This is a genomic window from Bacteroides sp. CAG:189 (assembly GCF_000432295.1).
Lineage (GTDB): Bacteria > Bacteroidota > Bacteroidia > Bacteroidales > Bacteroidaceae > Bacteroides > Bacteroides salyersiae.
This window is the reverse complement of sequence record NZ_HF991121.1, coordinates 114,527-138,391: the sequence shown is the minus strand read 5'-3', so window position 1 is coordinate 138,391 and position 23,865 is coordinate 114,527. Positions and strand designations below refer to the sequence as shown.

17 protein-coding genes and 1 tRNA gene are annotated in these 23,865 nt (G+C 39.7%); 8 read left to right on the top strand and 10 right to left on the bottom strand.

Annotation, left to right across the window (positions count from 1 at the left end; all coding sequences use genetic code 11):
- Nucleotides 1-25 precede the first annotated feature (25 nt).
- Complete coding sequence (locus QVP90_RS17755) at nucleotides 26-2,269, bottom strand: caspase family protein (RefSeq protein WP_005925761.1); 2,244 nt, start codon at nucleotides 2,267-2,269, stop codon at nucleotides 26-28.
- A gap of 950 nt (nucleotides 2,270-3,219) precedes the next feature.
- Here QVP90_RS17755 and QVP90_RS17750 point away from each other — a divergent pair.
- Nucleotides 3,220-5,262 carry a histidine kinase gene (locus QVP90_RS17750; protein ID WP_021937165.1) on the top strand — a complete coding sequence of 681 codons (2,043 nt, stop codon included), beginning with the start codon at nucleotides 3,220-3,222 and terminating at the stop codon, nucleotides 5,260-5,262.
- Nucleotides 5,263-5,270: 8 nt separating this feature from the next.
- Nucleotides 5,271-6,026, top strand: a complete 756-nt coding sequence (locus QVP90_RS17745) for a LytR/AlgR family response regulator transcription factor (protein ID WP_005925767.1) — start codon at nucleotides 5,271-5,273, stop codon at nucleotides 6,024-6,026.
- 200 nt (nucleotides 6,027-6,226) lie between these two features.
- On the opposite strand, the gene QVP90_RS17740 is transcribed toward QVP90_RS17745, so the two are convergent.
- The 5 genes from QVP90_RS17740 to QVP90_RS17720 all read right to left on the bottom strand — a co-directional run bounded on the left by QVP90_RS17740 (nucleotide 6,227) and on the right by QVP90_RS17720 (nucleotide 12,728).
- Nucleotides 6,227-6,634, bottom strand: a complete 408-nt coding sequence (locus tag QVP90_RS17740) for a DUF2141 domain-containing protein (RefSeq protein ID WP_005925768.1) — start codon at nucleotides 6,632-6,634, stop codon at nucleotides 6,227-6,229.
- Nucleotides 6,635-6,647: 13 nt separating this feature from the next.
- Nucleotides 6,648-8,555: a TonB-dependent receptor plug domain-containing protein gene (locus QVP90_RS17735; RefSeq protein WP_021937164.1), complete on the bottom strand. Its 1,908-nt coding sequence runs from the start codon at nucleotides 8,553-8,555 to the stop codon at nucleotides 6,648-6,650.
- Between the two features lie 136 nt (nucleotides 8,556-8,691).
- Nucleotides 8,692-9,576 (bottom strand): LytR/AlgR family response regulator transcription factor, encoded by an 885-nt coding sequence (locus QVP90_RS17730; protein WP_005925772.1) that lies wholly within the window; start codon nucleotides 9,574-9,576, stop codon nucleotides 8,692-8,694.
- 685 nt (nucleotides 9,577-10,261) lie between these two features.
- Nucleotides 10,262-11,719 (bottom strand): aminoacyl-histidine dipeptidase, encoded by a 1,458-nt coding sequence (locus tag QVP90_RS17725; RefSeq protein WP_007478729.1) that lies wholly within the window; start codon nucleotides 11,717-11,719, stop codon nucleotides 10,262-10,264.
- A gap of 22 nt (nucleotides 11,720-11,741) precedes the next feature.
- On the bottom strand, nucleotides 11,742-12,728 hold the full coding sequence (locus QVP90_RS17720) for a lysylphosphatidylglycerol synthase transmembrane domain-containing protein (RefSeq protein WP_021937163.1): 987 nt from the start codon (nucleotides 12,726-12,728) through the stop codon (nucleotides 11,742-11,744).
- Between the two features lie 70 nt (nucleotides 12,729-12,798).
- Between QVP90_RS17720 and rsmA the strand changes: the two genes are divergently transcribed.
- The 3 genes from rsmA (at nucleotide 12,799) to QVP90_RS17705 (ending at nucleotide 16,978) form a co-directional block, all read left to right on the top strand.
- Nucleotides 12,799-13,593 (top strand): 16S rRNA (adenine(1518)-N(6)/adenine(1519)-N(6))-dimethyltransferase RsmA, encoded by a 795-nt coding sequence (gene rsmA / locus QVP90_RS17715; protein WP_005925778.1) that lies wholly within the window; start codon nucleotides 12,799-12,801, stop codon nucleotides 13,591-13,593.
- Nucleotides 13,594-13,664: 71 nt separating this feature from the next.
- Nucleotides 13,665-15,005 carry a magnesium transporter gene (mgtE, locus tag QVP90_RS17710; RefSeq protein WP_221657147.1) on the top strand — a complete coding sequence of 447 codons (1,341 nt, stop codon included), beginning with the start codon at nucleotides 13,665-13,667 and terminating at the stop codon, nucleotides 15,003-15,005.
- A 119-nt stretch (nucleotides 15,006-15,124) separates the two neighbouring features.
- Entirely contained in the window at nucleotides 15,125-16,978 is a 1,854-nt protein-coding gene (locus QVP90_RS17705; RefSeq protein ID WP_005925783.1) for a DUF349 domain-containing protein, read from the top strand.
- Between the two features lie 214 nt (nucleotides 16,979-17,192).
- On the opposite strand, the gene QVP90_RS17700 is transcribed toward QVP90_RS17705, so the two are convergent.
- Nucleotides 17,193-17,263 (bottom strand) — tRNA-Gln (locus QVP90_RS17700).
- Nucleotides 17,264-17,570: 307 nt separating this feature from the next.
- On the opposite strand from QVP90_RS17700, the gene rsfS reads away from it, so the two are divergent.
- The 3 genes from rsfS to QVP90_RS17685 are packed head-to-tail and all read left to right on the top strand — an operon-like array spanning nucleotide 17,571 to nucleotide 20,822.
- Entirely contained in the window at nucleotides 17,571-17,930 is a 360-nt protein-coding gene (rsfS, locus tag QVP90_RS17695; protein ID WP_005925786.1) for a ribosome silencing factor, read from the top strand.
- Nucleotides 17,931-17,939: 9 nt separating this feature from the next.
- Nucleotides 17,940-19,970, top strand: a complete 2,031-nt coding sequence (gene ftsH / locus QVP90_RS17690; protein WP_005925789.1) for an ATP-dependent zinc metalloprotease FtsH — start codon at nucleotides 17,940-17,942, stop codon at nucleotides 19,968-19,970.
- A 12-nt stretch (nucleotides 19,971-19,982) separates the two neighbouring features.
- The gene (locus QVP90_RS17685) at nucleotides 19,983-20,822 is read left to right on the top strand and encodes a phosphatidate cytidylyltransferase (RefSeq protein WP_007478731.1); all 840 of its coding nucleotides are present in this window, start codon (nucleotides 19,983-19,985) and stop codon (nucleotides 20,820-20,822) included.
- A gap of 78 nt (nucleotides 20,823-20,900) precedes the next feature.
- On the opposite strand, the gene QVP90_RS17680 is transcribed toward QVP90_RS17685, so the two are convergent.
- The 3 genes from QVP90_RS17680 to surE form a co-directional block, all read right to left on the bottom strand.
- A complete protein-coding gene (locus QVP90_RS17680; protein ID WP_021937161.1) occupies nucleotides 20,901-21,644 on the bottom strand; it encodes a NigD1/NigD2 family lipoprotein in 744 nt (247 codons plus the stop codon).
- Between the two features lie 89 nt (nucleotides 21,645-21,733).
- Entirely contained in the window at nucleotides 21,734-22,870 is a 1,137-nt protein-coding gene (gene lpxB, locus QVP90_RS17675; RefSeq protein WP_005925798.1) for a lipid-A-disaccharide synthase, read from the bottom strand.
- Nucleotides 22,870-23,637, bottom strand: coding sequence for a 5'/3'-nucleotidase SurE (surE, locus tag QVP90_RS17670; protein ID WP_021937160.1), 768 nt, complete (start codon nucleotides 23,635-23,637; stop codon nucleotides 22,870-22,872). Before surE ends, lpxB begins: the two co-directional genes overlap by 1 nt.
- Nucleotides 23,638-23,865 lie beyond the last annotated feature (228 nt).

Genomic DNA, 23,865 nt, shown 5'->3' with positions numbered 1-23,865 from the left:
ATTGTAAATTAATACTCGATTTTGGTTAATACTTCACAAATGCATCTTTAGCACGAACGCTAACCTGAATAACCGGATTCTGCCGAACCTGTTCCCCCTCCAGTTCTTTCGCCAAATAAGGAACCCCATACTCCTGATTATCAGCCAAGTATTTATACAGTTCATCAAATGTAAGTACTCCATCCCCATTCAGATCGGATCTTTCCTTATCCTGCATAGCTTTAAAAAGTACATAAGAAAACAGTCCGTGTTTCTTATCTTTATACCAATTGGCATACTGTTCTTCGCTTGCAGCCGAAAGTATTACGAATTTCGCAAGTTTATCAGGTTTCGGACGCCGGGCAAACTCGGTGGCAGAAGCTTCCATTGAAATTTCTTGCCCGGAAAAACAAGCATCAGTTATCACATTCACCTTTTCGACCGGTAAAGCCCCTAATGTACGGTAAATACTCTGTAAAGAAGTGGCTTGCTCCTTACAGTTTTTGGGATTTGAACGTATTCCCAATAGATAAGGCTCACCCATAAAAGGATAGCCATGACCAGAATAAAAGAAATAGACCTCTTTTGCACCCGTACGTTTCACCAACTCTGCAATTTCTCCTTCCTTGTCATCTGTTCCAAAAATATCATCAAAATCCTTTTTATCGGCATTAGTTTTAAAAATAATATTCTTCTGGTTCACTCCCAATGTCCGTGTCAGATAATCACGCATAGTACTGGCATCGTTTACTGCATATTTTACCGGCCCTACTTTTGTAGTACCTTGCTTACCGGTCGCAACCTGATATTCCGTATTACCTATGATGACTGCAACAGCATTCGAACTAACCGATGTTACAGGAATATTCTTATCGACTTCTGAATTTCGCTCGTAGACATTTTCTTTATAAGCAGCGATTTCCGGATACTTTTTATTAAAAGCATTGTGAACCGTAATTTCAACCGCAACTCTACGATACTGCGCACCTACATTTTCTGCTATTTCTGCAAAGTGCTCATAATGCGTATTTGCTACCCGGAATTGCCCGATATGATTTTCCATAAATTTTTTAATATCCAAAGTACGAAGGTAGGCCAATTGCTCATTACTGCTTATTCCAGTTTCGGGAGTCACCGTCACATAAGCAAAGGCTCCGTTTACAAAACACTCCGCTTCATTAATATTCCCAAAAGCACCATCATAAGGAACACTATTTTTAAACTTTGTTCCATCGGTACCACCAATAATCTTTACTGTAACTTCCGTTCCGGGAGTAATATATTCTTCTAATTTAGACTCTACCGTACTTTTTATAATACCGGCTGTTTGAAGTGCAGCCTGTGAATCCTTCAGACGATATTTACCGGCAGGCCAATCTTCCGTAGTATGAGATATATTCAATTTTTTCACAAAATCAGAAACAACTTGTACATCGTAACGAACTTTCATATTATACTCTACCGTACCGTCTTTCTTCACTTCCGGCATTACTTCTGCATTTACATCGACTTGTGTATTCTCCGACAGTTCATCTTTTGCACGTAAATCGGCTATTGTTTTTGATAAATCTTCTTTTAATTCAGTTTTAATATCTTTAGTGACGTCTTCTGCCTTTTTAACCGCTACGGCCACAATCTTCTCCTGCTTTTTATCATCTTGCGGGATTTCTTGTTTTGGTTTTTCTGTCCATACCGGATTATAAGGCAAAACAGCCAGTTCCTGAACTTTACTATCGGTTTTCCCCGTTAACTCAAATTTGTGGATATCCGAACCTATTTCCACACAAAGAGTTGCTTGACTACGCCCGGACAGACTACCTGTAAACGGAATACTGATACGGCCTTTTACCACTCTCCCTTGTGCAAGAGAAAGTCTTCCGGAAGGTAATGCACAATTCTTTTTCTCCTCTATTATAACATATACATTAGTAGCAGCATCAAACATGAGAGAATTCCCCTTTTGCAATTTTGCTTCTAAATTAAATGTCATCATACTGGAATTGGAACGCTTCTGAAATTTAGAAATTACACAATAACTGGAAGGTAGCACAGAAATCAACTCCTTTTCCCTCAAATTTGCCGTTAACTTATTTACACCGGAGTCTTCCAGATAAAATGGAGTTTCGATAGTTGTGTTATAATCTCTCCATCCTACATTCTTAATGGAAGGACTTACAATAGGGTTGACAGATACTCTTTTTTGAGCTTGCATGTCACTGCCATTAGCAATAAACAAAAATAAGCAACAAGTAAAAGGTAGGAAACTTCTCTGAAAAATAGTTTGTTTCATGATCGTATTCTATAAATTAAAATATTCCTCAAAAAGTACTTAATTGCTTCAAATATAGACATTGCATCTACCACCAACAAACCTCTTTTTTTTACTTTATCAGATAAGAAGATGAAAATAAATAATAACAGAACTAAAATATACGATAACAGGACTTTTTTTTCAGAAACAGAATATTGAAAATAATGAAAGATTATGCTTATATATCGTCAAAATATTAAAACGCCCAAACCAGAAAGCTACAGGCATTCTTTTTTTATCTTTTTATGAAGCACTTTTTCATAATAACAAATATTATCGCCAATAAATCGGCCAACAGAAATGTCGTGATTTCAGATACACATTAATGATAAAAAGACAGATAAAAAGGTGGTTTAAACATCAAAAACATCCAACATTACCATACATATACAAACAACTGAATTTCAACATGTTATATTAATCATTATTTTCTCTACGAGATTCGATTGGTTTCTCTACGATAATCGGGACGTTGCTCTACGAGGAACAAGATGTTTCTCACCGAAGAACAAAACTGATATCCATAAGATATAACAAACTGCATAAACATAAAAAATGGAAATGTCTACTAATTGTAACGAAAATAAAAAAAATAAATTCTCTGCGTGCAAGAACATGTATTCTTACATTTAAGAAATTAATAATTTTGATGAACAGAAAGTAGTACTTAAAAAGGAACAACTTAGTAATATTAAAAACAGGAATACCTCCAAAAAGGAAAAGTCCGGTATAAAATGCCCTTACACACATAATTTACACATCCCGACTTTTTATCATGAAATGACGAAACGAACAATCAACAGGTCGAAAATTCCGGATAACAAGTCTCCAATTCTACATAATAAATCAGGGTTAATGAAATTATAAGGAATAAATTTTATAAATTCGCACTCAAACAGCGTATAAAAGTCTAACAAAAGCTACTATTAATGAAAAGTATATATATTCTAATAACTTTATTTATTATCGCACTCTCAACATTGGCAGGTGCCTGCCAGAGACATAAAAACACAGGTGTGACATCACCTGATGAACAAGCAGAAATAAAAATGCTCAAACAAGAAATTCACGATTCTATTAGAACTTTCAACGTGAATTTTGCTAAAGAAGCCATTCTGAAAGGAAAAAATGTGGCAAAAGACAGTGACGATTATTATGACTTTGTCTTATATGACGTCATACTCTTATTCTACATGTCACAACCGGATTCCATGCTTAATAATCTGGCTCAGACAATGGACTATTTATCCAGACAACCAGCTACTTCCCGGCGAAATCAGATGCACATAAAATGCCTGCAGACCAAAGCAGCCTACTATTCACAATTTTACTTAGACCCGGATTCATTAGTCTATTATAACATAGAGGCCTGTAAAGTAGCGGAGCAAGAACCGGACTTTGAGCAACAAATATTATGTCTTAACAACCTGGCAGATGCCTACAGACAAAAAGGTGAATTGGCACAAAGCGCTTTCTATTATAAAAAGGCTATCTATTTAGCCGATTCTGCTCATACAGCTAAAGATAATTATGTTCCTTTATATGGAGGACTTGCAGCAACCTATACGACCCTTCACGATTTTAAGCAAAGCAAAATATGGTTGGATAAAAGTCTGGAATTATGGGAACTTATGATGACACACGAAAAATTTAATTATTTAACCAATAGAGGAAATGATTATTACTACCAAAAGGATTATCTCAATTGCCTAAATACATTCCTGCAAACAGACACTTTTTTACGTGCGCACCCAGAACTTGAATGGGAAAAATATATATGCCATAGCAATATAGTTGACGTATATCTCAAACTGAATCAGCCCCAAAATGCGGACAGCTTACTTTTCGACAATATTGCTTTTTTCCAAAAGATGCAAAGCGAAACTGTTCTACCCTACCTCTATACACAACAGATGGAATTGGCTATGCAAAAAAAAGATTATAAACAAGCGGAGCAACTCATACAAAAGCATCCACTCCCCGAAGGAACTAAGCCCGACCATATCTTAGCCAGGTTAGATTTCTTACAAAGATATTATACCGAACAAGCGGACTGGAAAAAAGCATTTCAATACCAAAAAGCATATAATGAATTGAATGATTCACTGAGAGATGATCGAGTAAGAATGAGAACTGCCGATCTGCAAATGCGCTATGAAAGAGACGCAACAATTCTTAATCAGAAATTATATATCGGAGAAAAAGAAACACAACTTTTACAAACTTACACATGGCTTGCCATATCCGTTTCTATACTGATATTACTCGTGCTATTATATTATTACCGACGTAAGCAGATGAGATTCAAGGAAGAACAAATGCTGCACCGGATTGTAGAACTGCGTATGGAAAATATACGCAACAGAATAACACCTCATTTCATATACAACGCTCTAAATCATGAACTGCTGGCACAGCAACAAGGAAAGCCGACACAACTTCATGTATTAGTCAACTTGCTGCGACAAGGGCAAAACCTCGCCAATGTATTCTGCACATCCCTGAAAGAGGAAATGGACTTTATACAACTTTATGTCCAGATAGAAGGAGAAGCTTTGGGAGAAAATTTCAGATATGAAACGATCTTGGAAGAAGGAATAGAACCGGAACACGTGACACTGCCCTCCATGATGATTCAGATTTTTGTTGAAAATGCCATTAAACATGGACTGAAAGACATACCGGCCGAGATAGATGCCCGGATGGAAAAGAAATTAATATTACATATATTCAAAAAAGAGAATGACATCTATATTGAGGTTCGCAACAACGGTAAACCTCTAAACTTACAGAACAGAGACCATAAAACCCAAACCGGTTTACGGGTCGTATCACAAACAATCCAATTACTAAATGAGCGGAATAAACAACAGATGAGCTACAATTTAACAGAATACCGGGATGCAAAGGGAGAAACCGGATGTTGCGCTCAACTTATTATTCCCAATAATTATAATTTTAATATAAACTGAAATAACTCATGAGTGTCCCAACAAAAGTTATCATTATTGATGATGACAAACCATCCGTGACGGTTCTGACTAACGAATTGAAAGCTTATCAGGATGTAAATGTCATAGCCACCGCATTCAACAGTCACGATGGTGAACAAGCCATTCTAAAACATAAGCCTCAACTAATTTTCCTTGACATCGAACTGCCGGGAATCAATGGCCTGGAGTTTTTGGCAGCATTACGTCCTAAAATTGATTGGGAAATGAGTACCATATTTTATACATCTTACGAGAAATACATGTTGCAGGCACTCCGTATGCAGGCATTTGATTTCCTGTTAAAACCAGTCAGCAAAGACGATTTATTGTTAGCCATGAATCGCTACTATTTAAATAAAAAGAACACAAAACTTCCGCCCGTCCTTCCTCCGCACTATCCGATAGACAAACCATTGTTAATCACGACCATCACAAATGATAAAGTTATATTAAGACCGCAGAACATCGGATATTTCCGATATAATTCTGAACGTAAGTTATGGGAAATCATCTTGGATGATTTCCGACATGTGATTTTAAAACACAATACGACAGCAGAAGTTATTTTAAACTATGGCGCCGAGTTCATCCAGATACATAAAACTTATATCATTAATATAAATTACCTCAGTATGATACAAGATAGTACTTGCATTATGCTATATCCTTTTAATACCGTCACAGAGCTAAAAGTGAGCAAAATATACAAAAAGAAACTGCTCGACAAGTTCTATAACTTATAAGAATTAACACTGTTAACCCGTTTGCTTAACAATTTATTTCCCCGTTTATAAGAGTGTATACTTTTGCATATTAAAAGTATACACTCTTAATATGCAAAAGTATACCTTTAACACACACATAAGTATATACTCTTACAAGTCACGAAACAATAGCTAAAATTGCTTTTATATAGCTACCCGGACAAAACAATGCACAATACTTATTTCAGCAGAATCAGTATCTCAGCATCTTGCTTAAATTCAAACACACATTTCTTGTAAGCGGGCGGCCCCATGACACCTTCGGCATTATTACTAAAACCGAACTTCTCAGTCGGACGGCCAAAAGAGCCGGTATCCAACACACCATTGCCATTCGCATCCTGAAAAACAGAAATGGCATAAGCACCGGAGGGTAAGCCTTTGCAAGGGACGGTAACCAACGTATCTTTCACTTCTACCCGGAATCCATAAACAGGCTTTTTCATAAACGACTCTTCAGAACTATAAATTCCTACATAAAGAAATCCTTCTGCATTTTCTATTCCCCCTATTTTCAAGGTCAAACTCTGGGCATTCCCCATTACACTCATAAATAACAAAACCAAAGAAATCAAAATTGTTCTCATAATTACATTGTATTTAAAAATTAGAAACATCATAAGCGGCTTTTTTTCCTAAGGTGATAAAGACACCCAAATAGAAGAAATGGTCGCTGGAAGCTAACAAGGGCTTTCCATCGATCCGCCCGAATTCATTTTTCCGACAAAGAACATTGGTGGCGGAAGCATGGATGATCATCTTCTTTGTTGCCAGAAAAGTAAATCCTAAATCGAGGCTATTATAAGGTTTCGTCTCATCATTCATCAATCCGGACCTAACGGGATTATGATAGGGACGTCCACTTGCAAAGCGTTCGGTCAAAGCGACAATGGTGCGTAACTTTGTCAGGCTGTACTTCAACACCAGTGATGCGTTGTGCCGGGTAGCATACTGAGGAGTGGTCAATTCTGTATATTCCAAATATTTCCTCTGAGAAAGATTAAAAGAATAAGAAAGATTACATTCCAGATTTCTCATTAACGAACGATCCTCAAAATACAGATCCACCCCTTTACTGCTTCCATATCCACCGGAAGTGAGACCGGCAGGAGTGTAAAGTACCAGCCGATCATACTTTTTGTAATAGAATTCTGCTTTATAAAAACGCCCTGCCGCCTTATATAAACCTCCTACATTGTACTGCCGGCATGCTTCGGACAATAAGGAGGGCTGCTGAGCTAAGTATTTGGCGTTCGGCAACTGTGTATACCGCCCTGCCGTAGCCGAAAGTACAAGATCACACCACGAATAAGAGAACGACAAACGAGGTGAAAAATTAATTTTCCGGGCCAATGAGGCATATTCTGTCCGAAAAGAAAGCTCCGCCTTCAAATTTTCAACCGGATAATAGGAAACAGTTCCAAAAACGGCTTCTATTGTTGGAGAGATTTCTTTAGTATCGGCAACAGACACTTGAGAATATCGGGTTTCATACCAACGAAGAAAGGATTCAAAACCTACATCCATCCGAAAAGTAGGATGAAACTTTTTAGAAAGTTTAGTTTTGAAATGAAGCTCGGCCTGTTTTTCACACCAATGATCGCCTTCGGTAACAGCTCCGTCTACCTTTCGGTCAAAAAGAGAATAAGCCATTCCGGAAAACCATTCCCACCCTCCGGAAATAGCAGTCCGGAAAGTCGAGTTCAAATAAACATTGTTTTCTCCCAAGCAAAACAGATACCGGTTGTTATCCGTATAATTGGAATAATCCGTACGATCATATCCGACATATATCTTGAAAACGGATGATCCGGAAGGAGTATAGCGAAACTGGGTCGCTCCGGAAAACATCTGATAGGGCTTCTTAAAGTCGATTCGGCCCGGATATACTTTATTATAAAGCGCTAAATTCTGATAATCGAGATTCAAAGCAAGCGAAGCATTTCTAAAAGCATGATTACCTCCACCTCCTATGCCAACGGTAGACGGACTGATTCCCACTTTATTAATCCGGCTATTATCCTTCGTTTCCAAAGGAAGTACAGCCGACAAAGCTTCACCATATTCCTGCGAATGCCCGCCTGTGGAAAGATTAATGCCACTAAACATAAAAGGTGAATAACGCCCTCTGGCAGGAGTATTTTCAGCCGTTGAGGTATAAGGATTCAAAACATGCATCCCATCGATATAAGTCTGTGTCTCATCACTACTTCCGCCACGTACCAGCAACCGCCCGCTCTCTCCTTGAATCTGCGTACCCGGAAGTGTTTCCAATGCCTTATACAGATTACCGTTTGCACCGGCTACCGTTACCAGATCAACCGGTTGAAGATTACTCCACCGGTTATTCATCGGTATCGTTTTGTGAGCCTTGACCACAACTTCATCCAACAATACGGTATCTGCAAAAGGAATAAGAAATACAGTATCTTTTACAGTTTCCTGCGCCCATATCCGGGCAGAAAACAAAACCGGACTTGCAATGAATATCCAAAATAACTTTTTCATTTTTCTGTTTGCTAACGTTTACGATGGCAAACATAAAGGAAACAATGAAAGGAAAAAAATATCCGGGACAGACAGCCCGGATATGTGACAAACGACAGATGTGCTGTGACGAGCAGCATCATTTTGTGATGAATGGTTATCTGTTATTCATTTTCTCTATCAACATTTTAACCTCTTTACTATATGCCCGCGATACAGGTATGCTATCTTCGCAATCATAAAGAAACAGGCGATATCCTTGTGAATTTCCGCTTACTTTAGATACAGCACACAAGTTGACTAAAAAAGCCCGATGAGATTTGACAATATAAGAAAAAGGTCTGCTTACTTCTTCTACTTGTTTCATAGTGGCTCGCAGCATTTTCTGTGTACACTTCTCATTCTTCCGATAAACAATCTTCACATAATTTCCTTCTGCCTCCACATAAAGCAAATCACTGGCTATTAGTTCAAACGATTCTTTCGTTCCTCCGGAAAATACAATATACTCCTTCCCGTTTTCCATCCGATTACAATTTGGAATACTTTCCGCCTTCTGAAGATATTGATTCATTTCCATTGCTTCTTGAAGATGAGAAGCCAAAAAACGATTTCGATTCAACATCACAAAAAAAGCAGTAGGGAAAATACCGACAACAACAGTCGAAGCCAGAAAACTACAAAAAATATCCCAACGCAATCCCCAACCAAATATCCAATCGGAATACAACCAAAGCCCGACAGCTATAAAAAAGAAAATAAACAGGTTATTCAACAGATGCTTCCCTACCGTCCAACGCTCATCTTCGTAAAAGTCAGGAAACAAAAACGGAAGCAAATAGACAGGAATACAAAGAAACAGGCCGGTTACCACCATATAGCCCAAGAGAATGCCCAATTTGTTATGAGAAATAGCCGATATACCAAACGGCTGAAATAAGAGCAGAATAAAAAACACAATGCCACATGAAATCAATGCTACCTTCCACCGTTGGTAAAAGAGAGGATATGGGCTACTCAGGTATTTCAATATTTTTTTCATGCAAATGCCTTTTATATCAGGTACAAAGTAAATCATTTAACGCTATTCCACCAACAAACTCTTATAGTAATTGCATAAAAAAATCGGGAAACACAGTTGTTGTATTTCCCGATCACATTTGCCATTACTGAATAGATACATAAAAGAATCACTTTTCATTCGTGTATCCCCATTTCATCATTTCATTACGGCCCACCTCGCTGAGGTACTTGGCCATAAACTTAAGAATCGTTCTTTTCATTGCTTTAAACATTTAATAAACTAATACTTCTACTGAAAACCGTTAGAAAGGATGTGTCATAACATATCCCCAAATGTTAGCGTCAGCATCGCTTAATTTTCTAAAAAACTTCTTTACCTTTTTCATAATTAAGTCTCCTTTCAATCTTGTTACCTAAAAACTTTTTTATCCTAAAAACATGTTTTACAACACAAAAATAAGACCTATTCGAATACGTTATATCGAAAAATGAAGAAAAAACATGTTTTATAGCATATTTATTGATCTGCATCAATAAAACGAAGAAATCATCATAACGTATTTGAAAAACATGACAAAACAGTCACTGACAGAAAGGCACGGTAAAAGACAGAAAAACAAAAAATCCCACCCATAAAATAACGGGCAGGATTCTTTAATTTCACAGGAAGCGAATGCACGCTTTCAAGTATATCGATTAAAATATTACTTTTCCGGAGTTTGTTCCAATGTGGCCACCAGAAAATCATAGAACTTCTGTACGGTAGGAATCAGAGCGCGTTCATCCGGTGAATGCGGTGAACGCAAAGTAGGACCGAAAGAAATCATATCCAATCCCGGAATAATAGCACCGATGATACCACATTCCAACCCTGCATGAATCACTTTCACAGCCGGTTCTACACCAAACTGTTTCTTATAAGATTCTTTCATCGCATGCAAAATCGGAGAATTGATATCAGGCTGCCAACCGGAATATCCACCGGTCATTTCTACCTTCATACCCGCCATAGAGAAACAACATTCAAGACTGGTAGTAAGGTATTCTTTCATACTGTCACTGGAACTGCGAGCCAATATTTTAATTTCCGCCTTGCCATTTCCAATCACAATGATAGCCAGATTGGAAGAAGTTTCTACTGTATCGGGAATAGTAGGAATCATACGCATCACCCCATTCTGACAAGCAAAGATCGCATCGATCAGATTGTCTTGAATTTCTTCGGGGACTTCTCCCTTAGGTACATCTACCCGTTCGGCTTTAAAACTGATCGGGGTTTCGATAGCCGAATATTCTTCATTGAACAGGTCTTCGCAATACTTCACCAATCCCAATAACTCCTCTTCATTTTCTGCAGGAATAGTAACTACCGCCGACGCCTCACGAGGAATGGCATTGCGCATATTCCCACCTTCCCAACTTGCCAAACGGGCTTCATAGCTTGCCACGGCCTCACGAACGAAACGAACCAACAGTTTATTGGCATTGGCACGTCCCTCATTGATTTCCAATCCGGAATGTCCTCCGCGTAATCCTTTCAGTGTCACCTTAACGGCAATATCGCCCTCTTCCGGCTCTACTTCCTTATACTCAAGCGTAGCTGTAACATCCATACCGCCTGCGCAACCGATATAAAGTTCTCCTTCGTCTTCCGAATCGAGATTCAACAGTATTTCTCCGTTCAATGTTCCCGGTTTCAAACCAAAAGCACCGTACATACCGGTTTCCTCATCTTTTGTAATAAGAGCTTCCAACGGACCATGTTTCAAATCCTTGGATTCCAGTACTGCCATAATAGCGGCTACTCCCAATCCGTTGTCGGCTCCTAAAGTAGTGCCTTTGGCTTTCACCCAATCACCGTCTATATAAGTTTCGATAGGATCTTTCTCAAAATCGTGTGCAGTATCATTGTTCTTCTGAGGAACCATATCCATATGTGCCTGCAAAATTACACCTTTACGGTTTTCCATGCCCGGAGTGGCAGGTTTACGGATAATAACATTACCGGCTTCGTCTACGAATGATTCCAGTCCCAGATTTTTTCCGAAGTCAAGAAGAAACTCAGTTATCTTTTCCATATGTCCCGATGGACGCGGAATCTGAGTTAATGAATAGAAGTGCTTCCACACATTTTGTGGAGCTAAAGAGAGAATTGTGCTCATAACGAATCATTTTATTAGGTTCTTATTTTCGTTGTCTATTGGTAAGCGACAAAGCCGCCAAACCATATATTCCCAACAAAGCTACTAAAAAGGTTTGAATTCCGTGTACAATCAAGGCAAATATTCCGGCATCCACCACATTTACTCCATAAAGCACCATCATGGAAATAACGGCAAAGTGCCACGGTCCCGCACCATTAGGAGTGGGGACAACAACAGCGAACGTACCGGCAGCAAACATGACTAACGCTGCCATAGCACCTAAATGCTCGGTAAATCCGAAACAATAGAATGTAATGTAAAAATGCAGGAAATAGCACAACCAGATAAGAACAGTATATAAAACAAACAGAGGAATATTCTTCACATTTTTCAAAGACATCACTCCTTCGTACACATTAAAAACAATTCCTTTCACCTTTTCGAAAAAAGACAATGCCCGCATTAAATAATAAAGAAGAGCAATAACACCGATAATACAAAACAACACAATATAAAACCATACGGATGTCAACAAATGCACAATAGACGGAATCTTTGTTCCGGTCTCTTTAAAAAAGGAAAGAAACACAGGCATTTGCAACAAAAAAGTAGTCCCGGTAATAAATACCATACATACGACATCGACCAAACGCTCCGTAACTACCGTACCCAAAGATTTTGTAAAAGAAATATCATCGTATTTGGCCAATACTCCACAACGGGAGATTTCTCCGACACGAGGCAACACAAGATTGGCGGCATAAGAGACAAAGATCGCATTGACACAATCACCGGTTTTCGGAAAAGCCCCCAACGGCTCCAAAGTCATTTTCCAGCGCCAACCACGAATAATATGGCTGAACACTCCGAATGCTAACGAAAAGAGCATCCACCACCAGTTTACACCATGCAACAATACATAGCCTGCTTTCGCAAAATCAAAGTCACGATAGACCCAAAACAGGATAAAGCCTCCCAAAACCAATGGTAAAATAAGTTTCAGAGTCTTTTTTATTAGTTTATTCATTCTTAATTCTTAATTCTTCAAGTAAAAGAATTACCTTTGTCGACTGCAAAAGTAACCATTTAGTTGATAAATGAAATTAGTAAAGCCTAAAAAGTTTCTCGGACAGCACTTCCTGAAAGATCTCAAAGTAGCACAGGACATTGCCGATACAGTTGATATGTTTCCAGCGCTTCCTATCTTAGAGGTCGGTCCGGGAATGGGGGTACTTACCCAATTTCTTGTGAAGAAAGGGCGCCCGGTAAAAGTGGTTGAGGTAGATTACGAATCAGTGGCTTATCTTCGTGAGGCTTATCCGTCTTTGGAAGACTGCATCATAGAAGACGATTTTCTGAAAATGAACCTGCATCGCGTATTCAACGGAGAGCCATTTGTACTGACAGGAAATTATCCCTACAACATATCCAGCCAGATATTTTTCAAAATGTTGGAAAACAAGGAACTGATACCTTGCTGTACCGGTATGATCCAGAAAGAAGTGGCCGAACGCATAGCCGCAGGTCCCGGAAGCAAGACTTACGGCATCCTCAGTGTATTGATACAGGCCTGGTATCATGTTGAATACCTTTTTACGGTCAGCGAGCACGTATTCAATCCGCCACCTAAGGTAAAAAGTGCCGTAATACGCATGACACGTAATGAAACCATCGAGTTAGGCTGCAATGAAAAACTTTTCAAACAGGTAGTAAAAACCACCTTTAACCAACGCCGAAAAACATTGCGCAATTCCATCAAACCGATTTTAGGTAAAGAATGTCCATTGACGGAAGATGCATTATTTAATAAACGTCCGGAACAATTATCCGTGCAAGAATTCATTAACCTGACAAACAGTGTGGAAAAGGCACTGAAAACAATGGATCGTTAAGAAGAGAATTAAATTACAATAGTTTTCGATCGTAAATTGTAAATCATAAAATTGGAGATGCAATTATGGAGATGAACGAGGAATACATAGACAACGTCAAACAACTTATCGAGCTGAAAGATGCCGATAAAGTAAAAGAGCTTCTTGTTGACCTGCACCCGGCCGACATAGCAGAGTTGTGTAATGACCTCAACGCAGAAGAAGCCCGCTTTGTCTACCGGTTGCTCGATAATGAAACAGCCGCTGACGTACTGGTAGAAATGGATGAGGATGTTCGTAAAGAATTCCTTGAGATTCTACCTTCGGAAACCATAGCCAAACGATTCGTCGATTATATGGATACGGACGATGCCGTAGACCTGATGCGCGAACTCGACGAAGAAAAACAGGAAGAGGTTCTTTCGCACATTGAAGATATAGAACAGGCCGGTGATATCGTAGACCTTTTGAAATACGATGAAGATACGGCCGGTGGGTTGATGGGTACGGAAATGGTACTCGTCAATGAGAACTGGAGTATGCCGGAATGCTTGAAAGAGATGCGCCAGCAAGCCGAAGAGTTGGACGAGATTTATTATGTATATGTAATAGATGACGACGAACGGTTACGCGGTATCTTTCCCTTAAAAAAAATGATCACCTCTCCTTCTGTGTCGAAAGTAAAACACGTGATGCAGAAAGACCCGATCTCCGTACACGTAGATACTCCTATTGATGAAGTTGCTCAGATTATTGAGAAATATGACCTTGTTGCTATCCCCGTACTGGACAGTATAGGACGTCTCGTCGGACAAATCACCGTTGACGACGTGATGGACGAAGTCCGCGAGCAGTCGGAACGCGACTATCAATTGGCTTCCGGTCTTTCGCAAGATGTAGAAACCGACGATAATGTCTTTCGTCAAACAACGGCGCGTCTTCCGTGGTTAATCATCGGCATGCTGGGAGGAATTGGCAATTCAATGATATTAGGCAATTTCGATGCGACTTTTGCAGCACACCCGGAGATGGCTCTCTACATCCCGCTTATCGGCGGTACGGGAGGAAACGTAGGAACACAATCTTCCGCGCTCATCGTGCAAGGATTGGCCAACAGTTCGCTCGATTCCAAAAATACACTTAAACAAGTGGCTAAAGAGGCAGTGGTAGCATTAATCAATGCGACCATCATCTCTTTATTAGTGTACACGTATAACTTCATCCGCTTTGGCGCCATGGCAACCGTGACCTATTCTGTATCCATCAGTTTGTTTGCAGTAGTCATGTTTGCTTCTATTTTCGGCACATTAGTCCCGATGACTCTTGAAAGGCTGAAAATAGACCCGGCAATCGCCACAGGACCATTTATTGCCATCACGAATGACATCATCGGCATGATGCTTTATATGGGAATCACTGTTTTATTGTCCTAAATAGAAAATAAATGAAAAAAAATCAGGCAAAAAAGTATGAAGTAATCGTTTTATTTCATTAATTTGTGACCTAATGTAACAAAAGGACTTAAATCCTAATTTCCTAAAACGAATATACAATGATGGACTCTCATGACACTAACCAACCTTTGAATCAAGGGGAGTTAGAAGAAGAAAAGAAAACAGTTGAGGTTTCCGAAGCAATAACAGAAACTCCGACTGAAGAAGCAAATGCTGAAGAACAAGTTGAAACTACATCTCGTCTGACCACCAAAGAGGAAGTGCTTGCGAGAATGAAAGAACTTGCCTTGAATGCAGAAAGTGCCGGTAAGCAAGAATTGGACAGCTTGAAACAAAGCTTTTACAAATTTCATAATGCCGAATTGGAAGCAGCTAAAAAACAATTCATTGACAATGGCGGCTCCGAAGAAGACTACGCACCACAAAGCGATGCGATAGAAGAAGAGTTCAAAAATGTAATGGCCATTATCAAGGAAAAGAGAAGCGCACAAATGGCCGAGTTGGAAAGACAAAAAGAAGAAAATCTGCAAATCAAACTTTCAATCATTGAAGAACTGAAAGAATTGGTAGAATCACCTGACGATGCCAACAAATCATATACAGAATTCAAGAAGCTTCAACAACAATGGAACGAAACGAAACTGATTCCGCAAGCTAAAGTCAACGAACTTTGGAAAAGTTACCAGTTGTATGTAGAAAAGTTCTATGACATATTGAAGCTAAACAACGAATTCCGCGAATATGACTTCAAAAAGAATCTTGAAATAAAAAATCGTCTTTGCGAAGCAGCCGAAAAATTGGCCGATGAAGAAGATGTCATATCCGCTTTCCATCAACTGCAAAAGTTGCATCAGGAATTCCGTGATACGGGTCCGGTTGCCAAAGAATTGCGTGACGAGGTTTGGAACCGTTTTAAAGCGGCATCCACAGTCGTCAATCGTCGCCACCAGCAGCACTTTGAGGCGTTGAAAGAAGCGGAACAACATAATCTTGATCAAAAAACAGTGATTTGCGAGATTGTAGAATCAATAGAATATGATGAACTGAAAACATTCTCCGCGTGGGAAAACAAAACCCAGGAAGTTATTGCCCTGCAAACCAAGTGGAAAACAATCGGTTTTGCCCCGCAAAAGATGAATGTAAAAATATTCGAGCGTTTCCGTCACGCTTGTGATGATTTCTTCAAGAAAAAAGGAGAATTCTTCAAAACTTTGAAAGAGGGTATGAATGAAAATCTGGAAAAGAAAAAGGCTCTTTGTGAAAAGGCAGAAAGCTTAAAAGAAAGTACAGATTGGAAAGCAACCGCCGATACGCTGACCAAACTCCAAAAAGAATGGAAAACAATCGGCCCGGTTCCCAAAAAACATTCGGATACCATATGGAAACGTTTTATTTCAGCTTGTGATTATTTCTTTGAACAAAAAAATAAAGCCACTTCTTCACAACGTTCGGTCGAACTGGAAAACATGGAGAAGAAAAAAGAAATTATCACCCGGTTAAGCGCTATCGACGAGTCCATAGATACGGAAGAAGCGAGCAAACAAGTTCGTGAACTGATGAAAGAATGGGGTACAATAGGTCATGTTCCATTTAAAGAGAAAGACAAATTGTATAAGCAATACCATAGCTTAGTCGACCAGTTATTTGAACGTTTCAATATCAGTGCGTCCAACAGAAAACTCAGTAACTTCAAGTCAAACATCAGCAACATTCAGAGTGGAGGTTCACAAACTTTATACAGAGAACGCGAAAAGCTCGTTCGTGCTTATGAGAACATGAAGAGCGAACTCCAGACTTATGAGAACAACCTTGGCTTTTTAACTTCTGCATCTAAAAAAGGAAACAGTCTGCTTACAGAACTTAACCGAAAGGTAGAGAAACTAAAAGCCGACTTGGAACTGGTTCTGCAGAAAATAAAAGTAATCGACGAATCGATTAAAGAAGAAGAGTAACGATTTAATAATGTGTCAATATGCCAATGCCATGCAGTACACAGTGCAGCCAATTGGTATATTGACACATTAGCATATTATCTCAATACCTGCCACCGAAAATGTGGATCATCGAATCGTTGTTATCTTTTTTCGGCCGCATTGCTATCGGACACAAAAAAGCCGCTAAAAATGCAATTTTAGCGGCTTTTTATCTGTAATTGATGTAGTGTTGTTGGGCTATCTGGACTCGAACCAGAAATGACAGGACCAGAATCTGTAGTGTTACCATTACACCATAGCCCAATACTTATTTTTCAACGTCCAACCACTTGTTGTTCGTTTGCGGGTGCAAAGATACAAAGAATTTGAGAACCGCAAACATTTTCGGCATTTTTTTTGCAAAAATCCTCCATTTCTCCCCTTAAACAAAAAGATACATCCCTAAAAAACACAAAAAAAGAAGAGTTTTACGACATAACTTTCTTTGATACAAGAATTCAGCGTATATTTGTAAAATATATCATGTTGGTATGATAAAAAACAAAGAACGAAGTGTTCTTGTTATAAAAAGAAAAACAAAAAACATTGACTATTAAATTTCAATTGATAAATGAACGAAACGAAATTATTAATCGAAAAAATTACAGAAGGAATTCAAGAAAAAAAAGGTAAGAACATAGTGATAGCCGATCTGACTAATATTGACGATACCATATGCAAATATTTTGTAATCTGTCAAGGAAACTCTCCCAGTCAGGTGAGTGCTATTGTCGATTCAATTAAAGATTCTGCCCGAAAAGGAGCAGATGCTAAACCTTATGGTGTAGACGGACTACGCAATGCAGAATGGGTAGCGATGGACTATTCTGACGTATTAGTGCATGTATTCTTACCGGAAATAAGAAACTTCTACAACTTGGAAAATCTCTGGGCTGATGCCAAATTAACAACAATTCCCGACATTGACTAATTTTTCAATATGGACGATAACAACAAAAAACCTAATAAAGTGAATATGCCAAAGTTCAATTTGAACTGGATGTATATGATTATTGCTTTGATGCTTTTAGGACTATGGTGGAGCAATCAAGGCGGCACAGTAAGTAAACAGGTTCCTTACGACGAATTCCAACAATATGTTCGAGACGGATACGTCAACAAAGTAGTTGGATATGACGACAGTTCGGTCGAAGTATATATCAAACCTCAGTTTGTAGGCCAAGTATTCAAACAAGATTCGAATCGTGTTGGAAAGAACCCGATGATTGTAACAGAAGCACCAACCCGGGAAAGTCTCGGAAACTTCATTGATGCAGAAAAGAAAGAAGGTCATTTCGACGGTTCCATCAGTTATGATAAAAAGAATAATTTATTCAATTCTATTCTGATAAATTTTCTGCCTATCATCTTCCTGATAGCTTTATGGATATTCTTTATGCGCCGAATGAGCGGTGGAGCCGGTGGTGGCGGTGGCGGTGTTTTCAATGTAGGAAAATCCAAAGCACAACTGTTCGAGAAAGGAAGTGCCATCAAAATTACATTCAAAGACGTAGCCGGGCTTGCCGAAGCCAAGCAGGAAGTAGAAGAGATTGTAGAATTCTTAAAACAACCACAGAAATACACTGACTTGGGAGGTAAAATTCCTAAAGGAGCATTACTCGTAGGGCCTCCGGGAACGGGAAAAACATTACTGGCTAAAGCTGTAGCCGGTGAAGCCAATGTACCGTTTTTCTCTCTGGCCGGTTCAGATTTTGTTGAAATGTTTGTAGGTGTAGGCGCATCACGTGTACGCGACCTTTTCCGCCAAGCAAAAGAAAAAGCCCCTTGTATCATATTTATCGATGAAATCGATGCAGTAGGGCGTGCCCGTGGGAAAAATCCTGCTATGGGCGGCAATGATGAACGCGAAAATACATTGAACCAGTTGCTGACAGAAATGGACGGTTTCGGTTCCAACAGTGGTGTTATCATTCTTGCAGCAACCAACCGGGTAGACGTATTAGATAAAGCACTCTTGCGTGCCGGACGTTTTGACCGCCAAATCCATGTAGATTTACCCGATTTAAATGAACGTAAAGAGGTATTCGGCGTACACTTACGGCCTATAAAGATAGACGACACAGTGGATGTAGACTTATTGGCACGCCAAACTCCCGGATTTTCCGGAGCCGACATAGCTAATGTTTGTAATGAAGCTGCCTTGATCGCTGCCCGTCACGGTAAGAAGTTTGTAGGCAAACAAGATTTTCTGGATGCCGTAGACCGTATCATCGGTGGTTTGGAAAAGAAAACTAAAATAACAACCGAAGCAGAACGCCGGTCAATCGCCTTACACGAAGCCGGTCACGCTTCTATTTCCTGGTTGCTCGAATATGCCAACCCATTGATTAAAGTCACAATCGTACCACGCGGTCGCGCATTGGGTGCAGCCTGGTATCTACCGGAAGAGCGCCAAATTACCACGAAGGAACAGATGCTTGACGAAATGTGTGCCACGTTGGGAGGACGGGCTGCAGAAGACCTGTTCTTAGGCAGAATATCCACTGGAGCCATGAACGATTTGGAACGGGTTACCAAACAGGCATACGGTATGATCGCTTATCTGGGAATGAGTGAGAAGTTGCCCAATTTATGCTATTATAACAATGAGGAATATTCTTTCAACCGCCCATATAGCGAAAAAACAGCCGAACTGATTGATGAAGAAGTGAAAAAGATGGTAAACGAGCAATATGAACGAGCCAAACGAATCCTTTCCGAACATAAAGAAGGGCATAACGAATTGGCTCAGTTATTGATCGACAAAGAAGTTATCTTTGCAGAAGATGTCGAACGGATATTCGGTAAACGTCCATGGGCTTCCCGTTCGGAAGAGATTATGGCTGCCAAAGAGAGCAAAGATGCTGCGGATGCAGAAAAAGCACTTGCTCAAAAAGTAAATGAAGAAGAAAAGAATGAATCAAAACCGGCTACTGGCGAATCATCGGCAGAAGTTGAGCCGCAAAACTAAAATCGAAGTACTTTGAAAAGCAACTTTTTACAGAGAGCAATTACCGGCATACTGTTCGTTGGGGTATTGGTAGGGTGTATACTCTACGATCCATGGACTTTCAGTGCGCTCTTCGTCGTGATCAGCGCCTTGACAATACGTGAATTCGGGCACTTGATCAATCAGGTTGAAGGGGTGAGTATCAATAAGAATATCACTATGTTGGCCGGAGTCTACCTATACATGGCGGTCATGGCATTTTGTACCAATCTGTCCGGTTCTAAGATTTTCCTTCCCTATTTGCTTTTAATCATGTATTTGATGATTAGCGAATTATATCTAAAGAAAGAAAATCCGGTAATGAATTGGGCTTATTCCATGCTAAGCCAACTTTATATCGCCTTACCTTTCGCCATGTTGAATGTACTTTCATTTCACACCAGCCCAATGGATACAAGTGTCAGTTATAACCCGATACTTCCATTGTCTGTCTTTGTTTTTATATGGCTGAGTGATACAGGCGCTTATTGTGTGGGATCCTTAATCGGCAGACATCGTCTTTTCGAGCGTATCTCTCCTAAAAAGTCATGGGAAGGTTCTATTGGGGGAGGCATAGTAGCGATCGGTTCTTCTTTCATATTCGCTCACTATTTTCCTATTATGAATATGGCAGAATGGGCCGGGTTAGCACTGATTGTTGTCATTTTCGGAACATGGGGCGATCTCACCGAGTCTTTACTGAAACGTCAACTTCATATTAAAGATTCGGGAGCTATCCTGCCGGGACACGGTGGCATGCTCGACCGCTTCGACAGTGCACTAATGGCTATTCCGGCAGCAGTAGTCTATCTGTATGCATTGACATGGATTTAATTTAATAAAATTATAAAGAAACGGGCCTATCTCCAACAGCAAAGACAGGCCCGTTTTAGTTGAAAGACACATAAGACTTTATTTCACCTTATCGGCTTCCAGCTCACTATAATCTAAATTCAACACGGCTTCCGGAGCTGACATCGTTTCTTTTATATTAAATGTAATTTCCACTTCATCATTCACTGCAGAGTTCAGTTTTAGTTTCAGTCCTTTCTTTCCCTCAAAATCAATGGAATTCAAATTAAACGAAACAGCTCCGTCTCCCCATCTTCCGGAAAGATCGCCATACGTATTATAACGGAATTCAAGATGAACATAATCATCCTCTTCGGGCACCTCCAATGTATTATGCACTAAACTCACGAGATGAGGCGTATATACAGGTTTGTCCTGCCTGAATACAACATTCAGATAACCATTGGCAATCCATATCCTATCTTTTAAAATAGTTACCGGATCATTTCCTATTTCCTCCTCGTTTTCTGCGGTCAAAGTTTCTACCTGTTTCGTTAAAATAGGAAAAACATTCTCTACCTTGACAGCCAAATCATAGTTATCAAAATTATCATATAAAGGATTAAAAAGAACAGCCAATCTTTGACCATCCACAGGCCTGAAACCATAAACATTGCTGGCTGCCGGCCAAAGCGTCCCATAATAATCAGAATCTAAATAATAAGTATTACCACTCAAAACACGAACTGTAGCCCAGCTACCACCAAACTGCCCGATAGAATATCCATCATTGTCATCACACGATTGTAATGCCGGCATCAGCAGAAACAACATTGCTACTAAAAAACAATTTAACTTTTTCATATAGGTGTTCCTTTCTTTTATTTCTATCTGATAAATAAAAAAGCCGGGCTTTTACTGCACCGGCTTCACGTTTATTATCAAAACAGATTCTATTTTTTAAGCAATTTCACCATTTCACGGGCTGCATGCCGGGGAGCACCGGCCGGCCCGAGCAACCGGGCCATATGTTCATATTCTTTCAGTATCTTCTGACGACACTTCTCATTAGAGAGAAGGCGTGCAAGTTCTACTTGTATATTTTCAACCGTCATAGTATCTGCCACTAATTCTTTAACAACCTCACGACCGGCAATCAAATTAACAAGAGATATATATTTTACCTTCAATACATGCCGCCGCAAAAAAGAAACAAACTTACCACAAGTCAAGTAATAACAAACGACCTGCGGAACCCGGAAAAGTGCAGTCTCCAATGTAGCCGTACCGGAAGTTACCAAAGCAGCTTCCGAATGTTGTAACAAACGATACGTTTGATCAAAAATAATTTTCACATTCGCATCACCGATATATTGCCGATAATAGTCGGGAGAAATAGAGGGAGCACCAGCCAATATCATCTGATAATCCGGAAAAGCCGCTGCTGCCTCCAGCATACGGGGCAGATTGTCTTTTATCTCCTGCTTCCGGCTTCCGGCAAGAAGAGCAATAACCGGTTTATCCTCGAGATTATTATCTCTGATAAAAGTAGAAAAATCTTTTGAATGTGCTGCGCTAAAAGCTGTCACTTCATCTACAGTAGGATTACCCACATAGTGTATAGGATACTTATGCTTTTTTTCAAAAAAATCAACCTCAAAAGGAAGGATTGAAAAAAGTTCGTTAACATCCCGTTTAATATTCTTAATGCGGTACTCTTTCCAAGCCCAAATCTTTGGCGAGATATAATAGTATACGGGAATCCGGGTATGAGAATGAACGAATTTAGCAATATTCAAATTAAATCCCGGATAGTCCACAAGAATAACAGTATCCGGATTCCATGAACGTATGTCTTCTTTGCAACGTTTCATGTTGGCAAAAATAGTACGCAGATGAAGCAGAACAGGAATAAACCCCATGTATGCGAGTTCCTTATAATGTTTCACCATCGTCCCGCCGACGGCAGCCATTAAATCGCCACCGAAAAAACGGAATTCCGCAGAAGGATCTTCTTCTTTTAGTGCCGCCATCAAATGAGAAGCGTGCAAATCTCCGGAAGCTTCACCGACAATGAGGTAATATTTCATTATTCAAACCATTTGCTTAGTTCGTTCATAAAGCCATAAGCCGTCACATCTACTACGGTAGGGGTAATGGCAACATACCCATTGGCAAGTGCCCAATGATCGTTTTTCTCGTTTTCCGGTTCGTCGTCCTTGAACTCCCCTATCAACCAAAAATAATTGTCATCACCTTTACGCGGACAAGGCTCCCATTCATTCGTCCATCTCCCCTTTGCCTGCTCGCAAATCTTAATACCTTTAAGTTCTGCCACATCGGGGAAATTCACATTAAGACAAGTTAACGGAGGCAACCCTTTTTCCAGTACCATAGCAGCTATCTGACGAATATATGGACCGGCAGGTTCAAAGTTTGCACCGGGATCATGACTGCAAAGAGAAAAGCCAATAGACGGAATACCATTCAGACATCCTTCGATAACTACTCCCATCGTACCGGAATAATGAACATTCGTAGCCGAATTATCGCCATGGTTAATGCCACCGACAACAAGATCCGGTTTTCGTTCGAGTACCGTGTTCCAAGCCAGTTTTATACAATCGGACGGTGTACCGGAACATTTATATACAGTCAATCCCACATCTTTACGAAGCAACTGATAATGTACCGGTTGCGTTACAGTAATCGCACATCCGCTTCCGGAACGGGGCGCATCAGGCGCCATTACTACAATTTCCCCCAATGGACGGAGAAATTTTATCAGTTCACTAATACCTTTTGCCATGATGCCGTCATCATTAGAGATGAGAATCAATGGCCGTCTATTTTCCATAATGACCTCCTTAGTCTATATAATTCAGCACAAAAGTAAGAAAAAGAACGTTTACCGCCAACTTAGCCCGATTCAATCTGACATCCGCTTCACGCGTTTACAAATCTTAATCTTCTGCAAGTGAGTAAAAAAGCACTCTGTTATTTAATATAAATATGTATATTTGCACGCTAAGAAGAGAATACCCAGCAGTTTCGTCATCCAGTTATTAACAAAACAGATGACTTA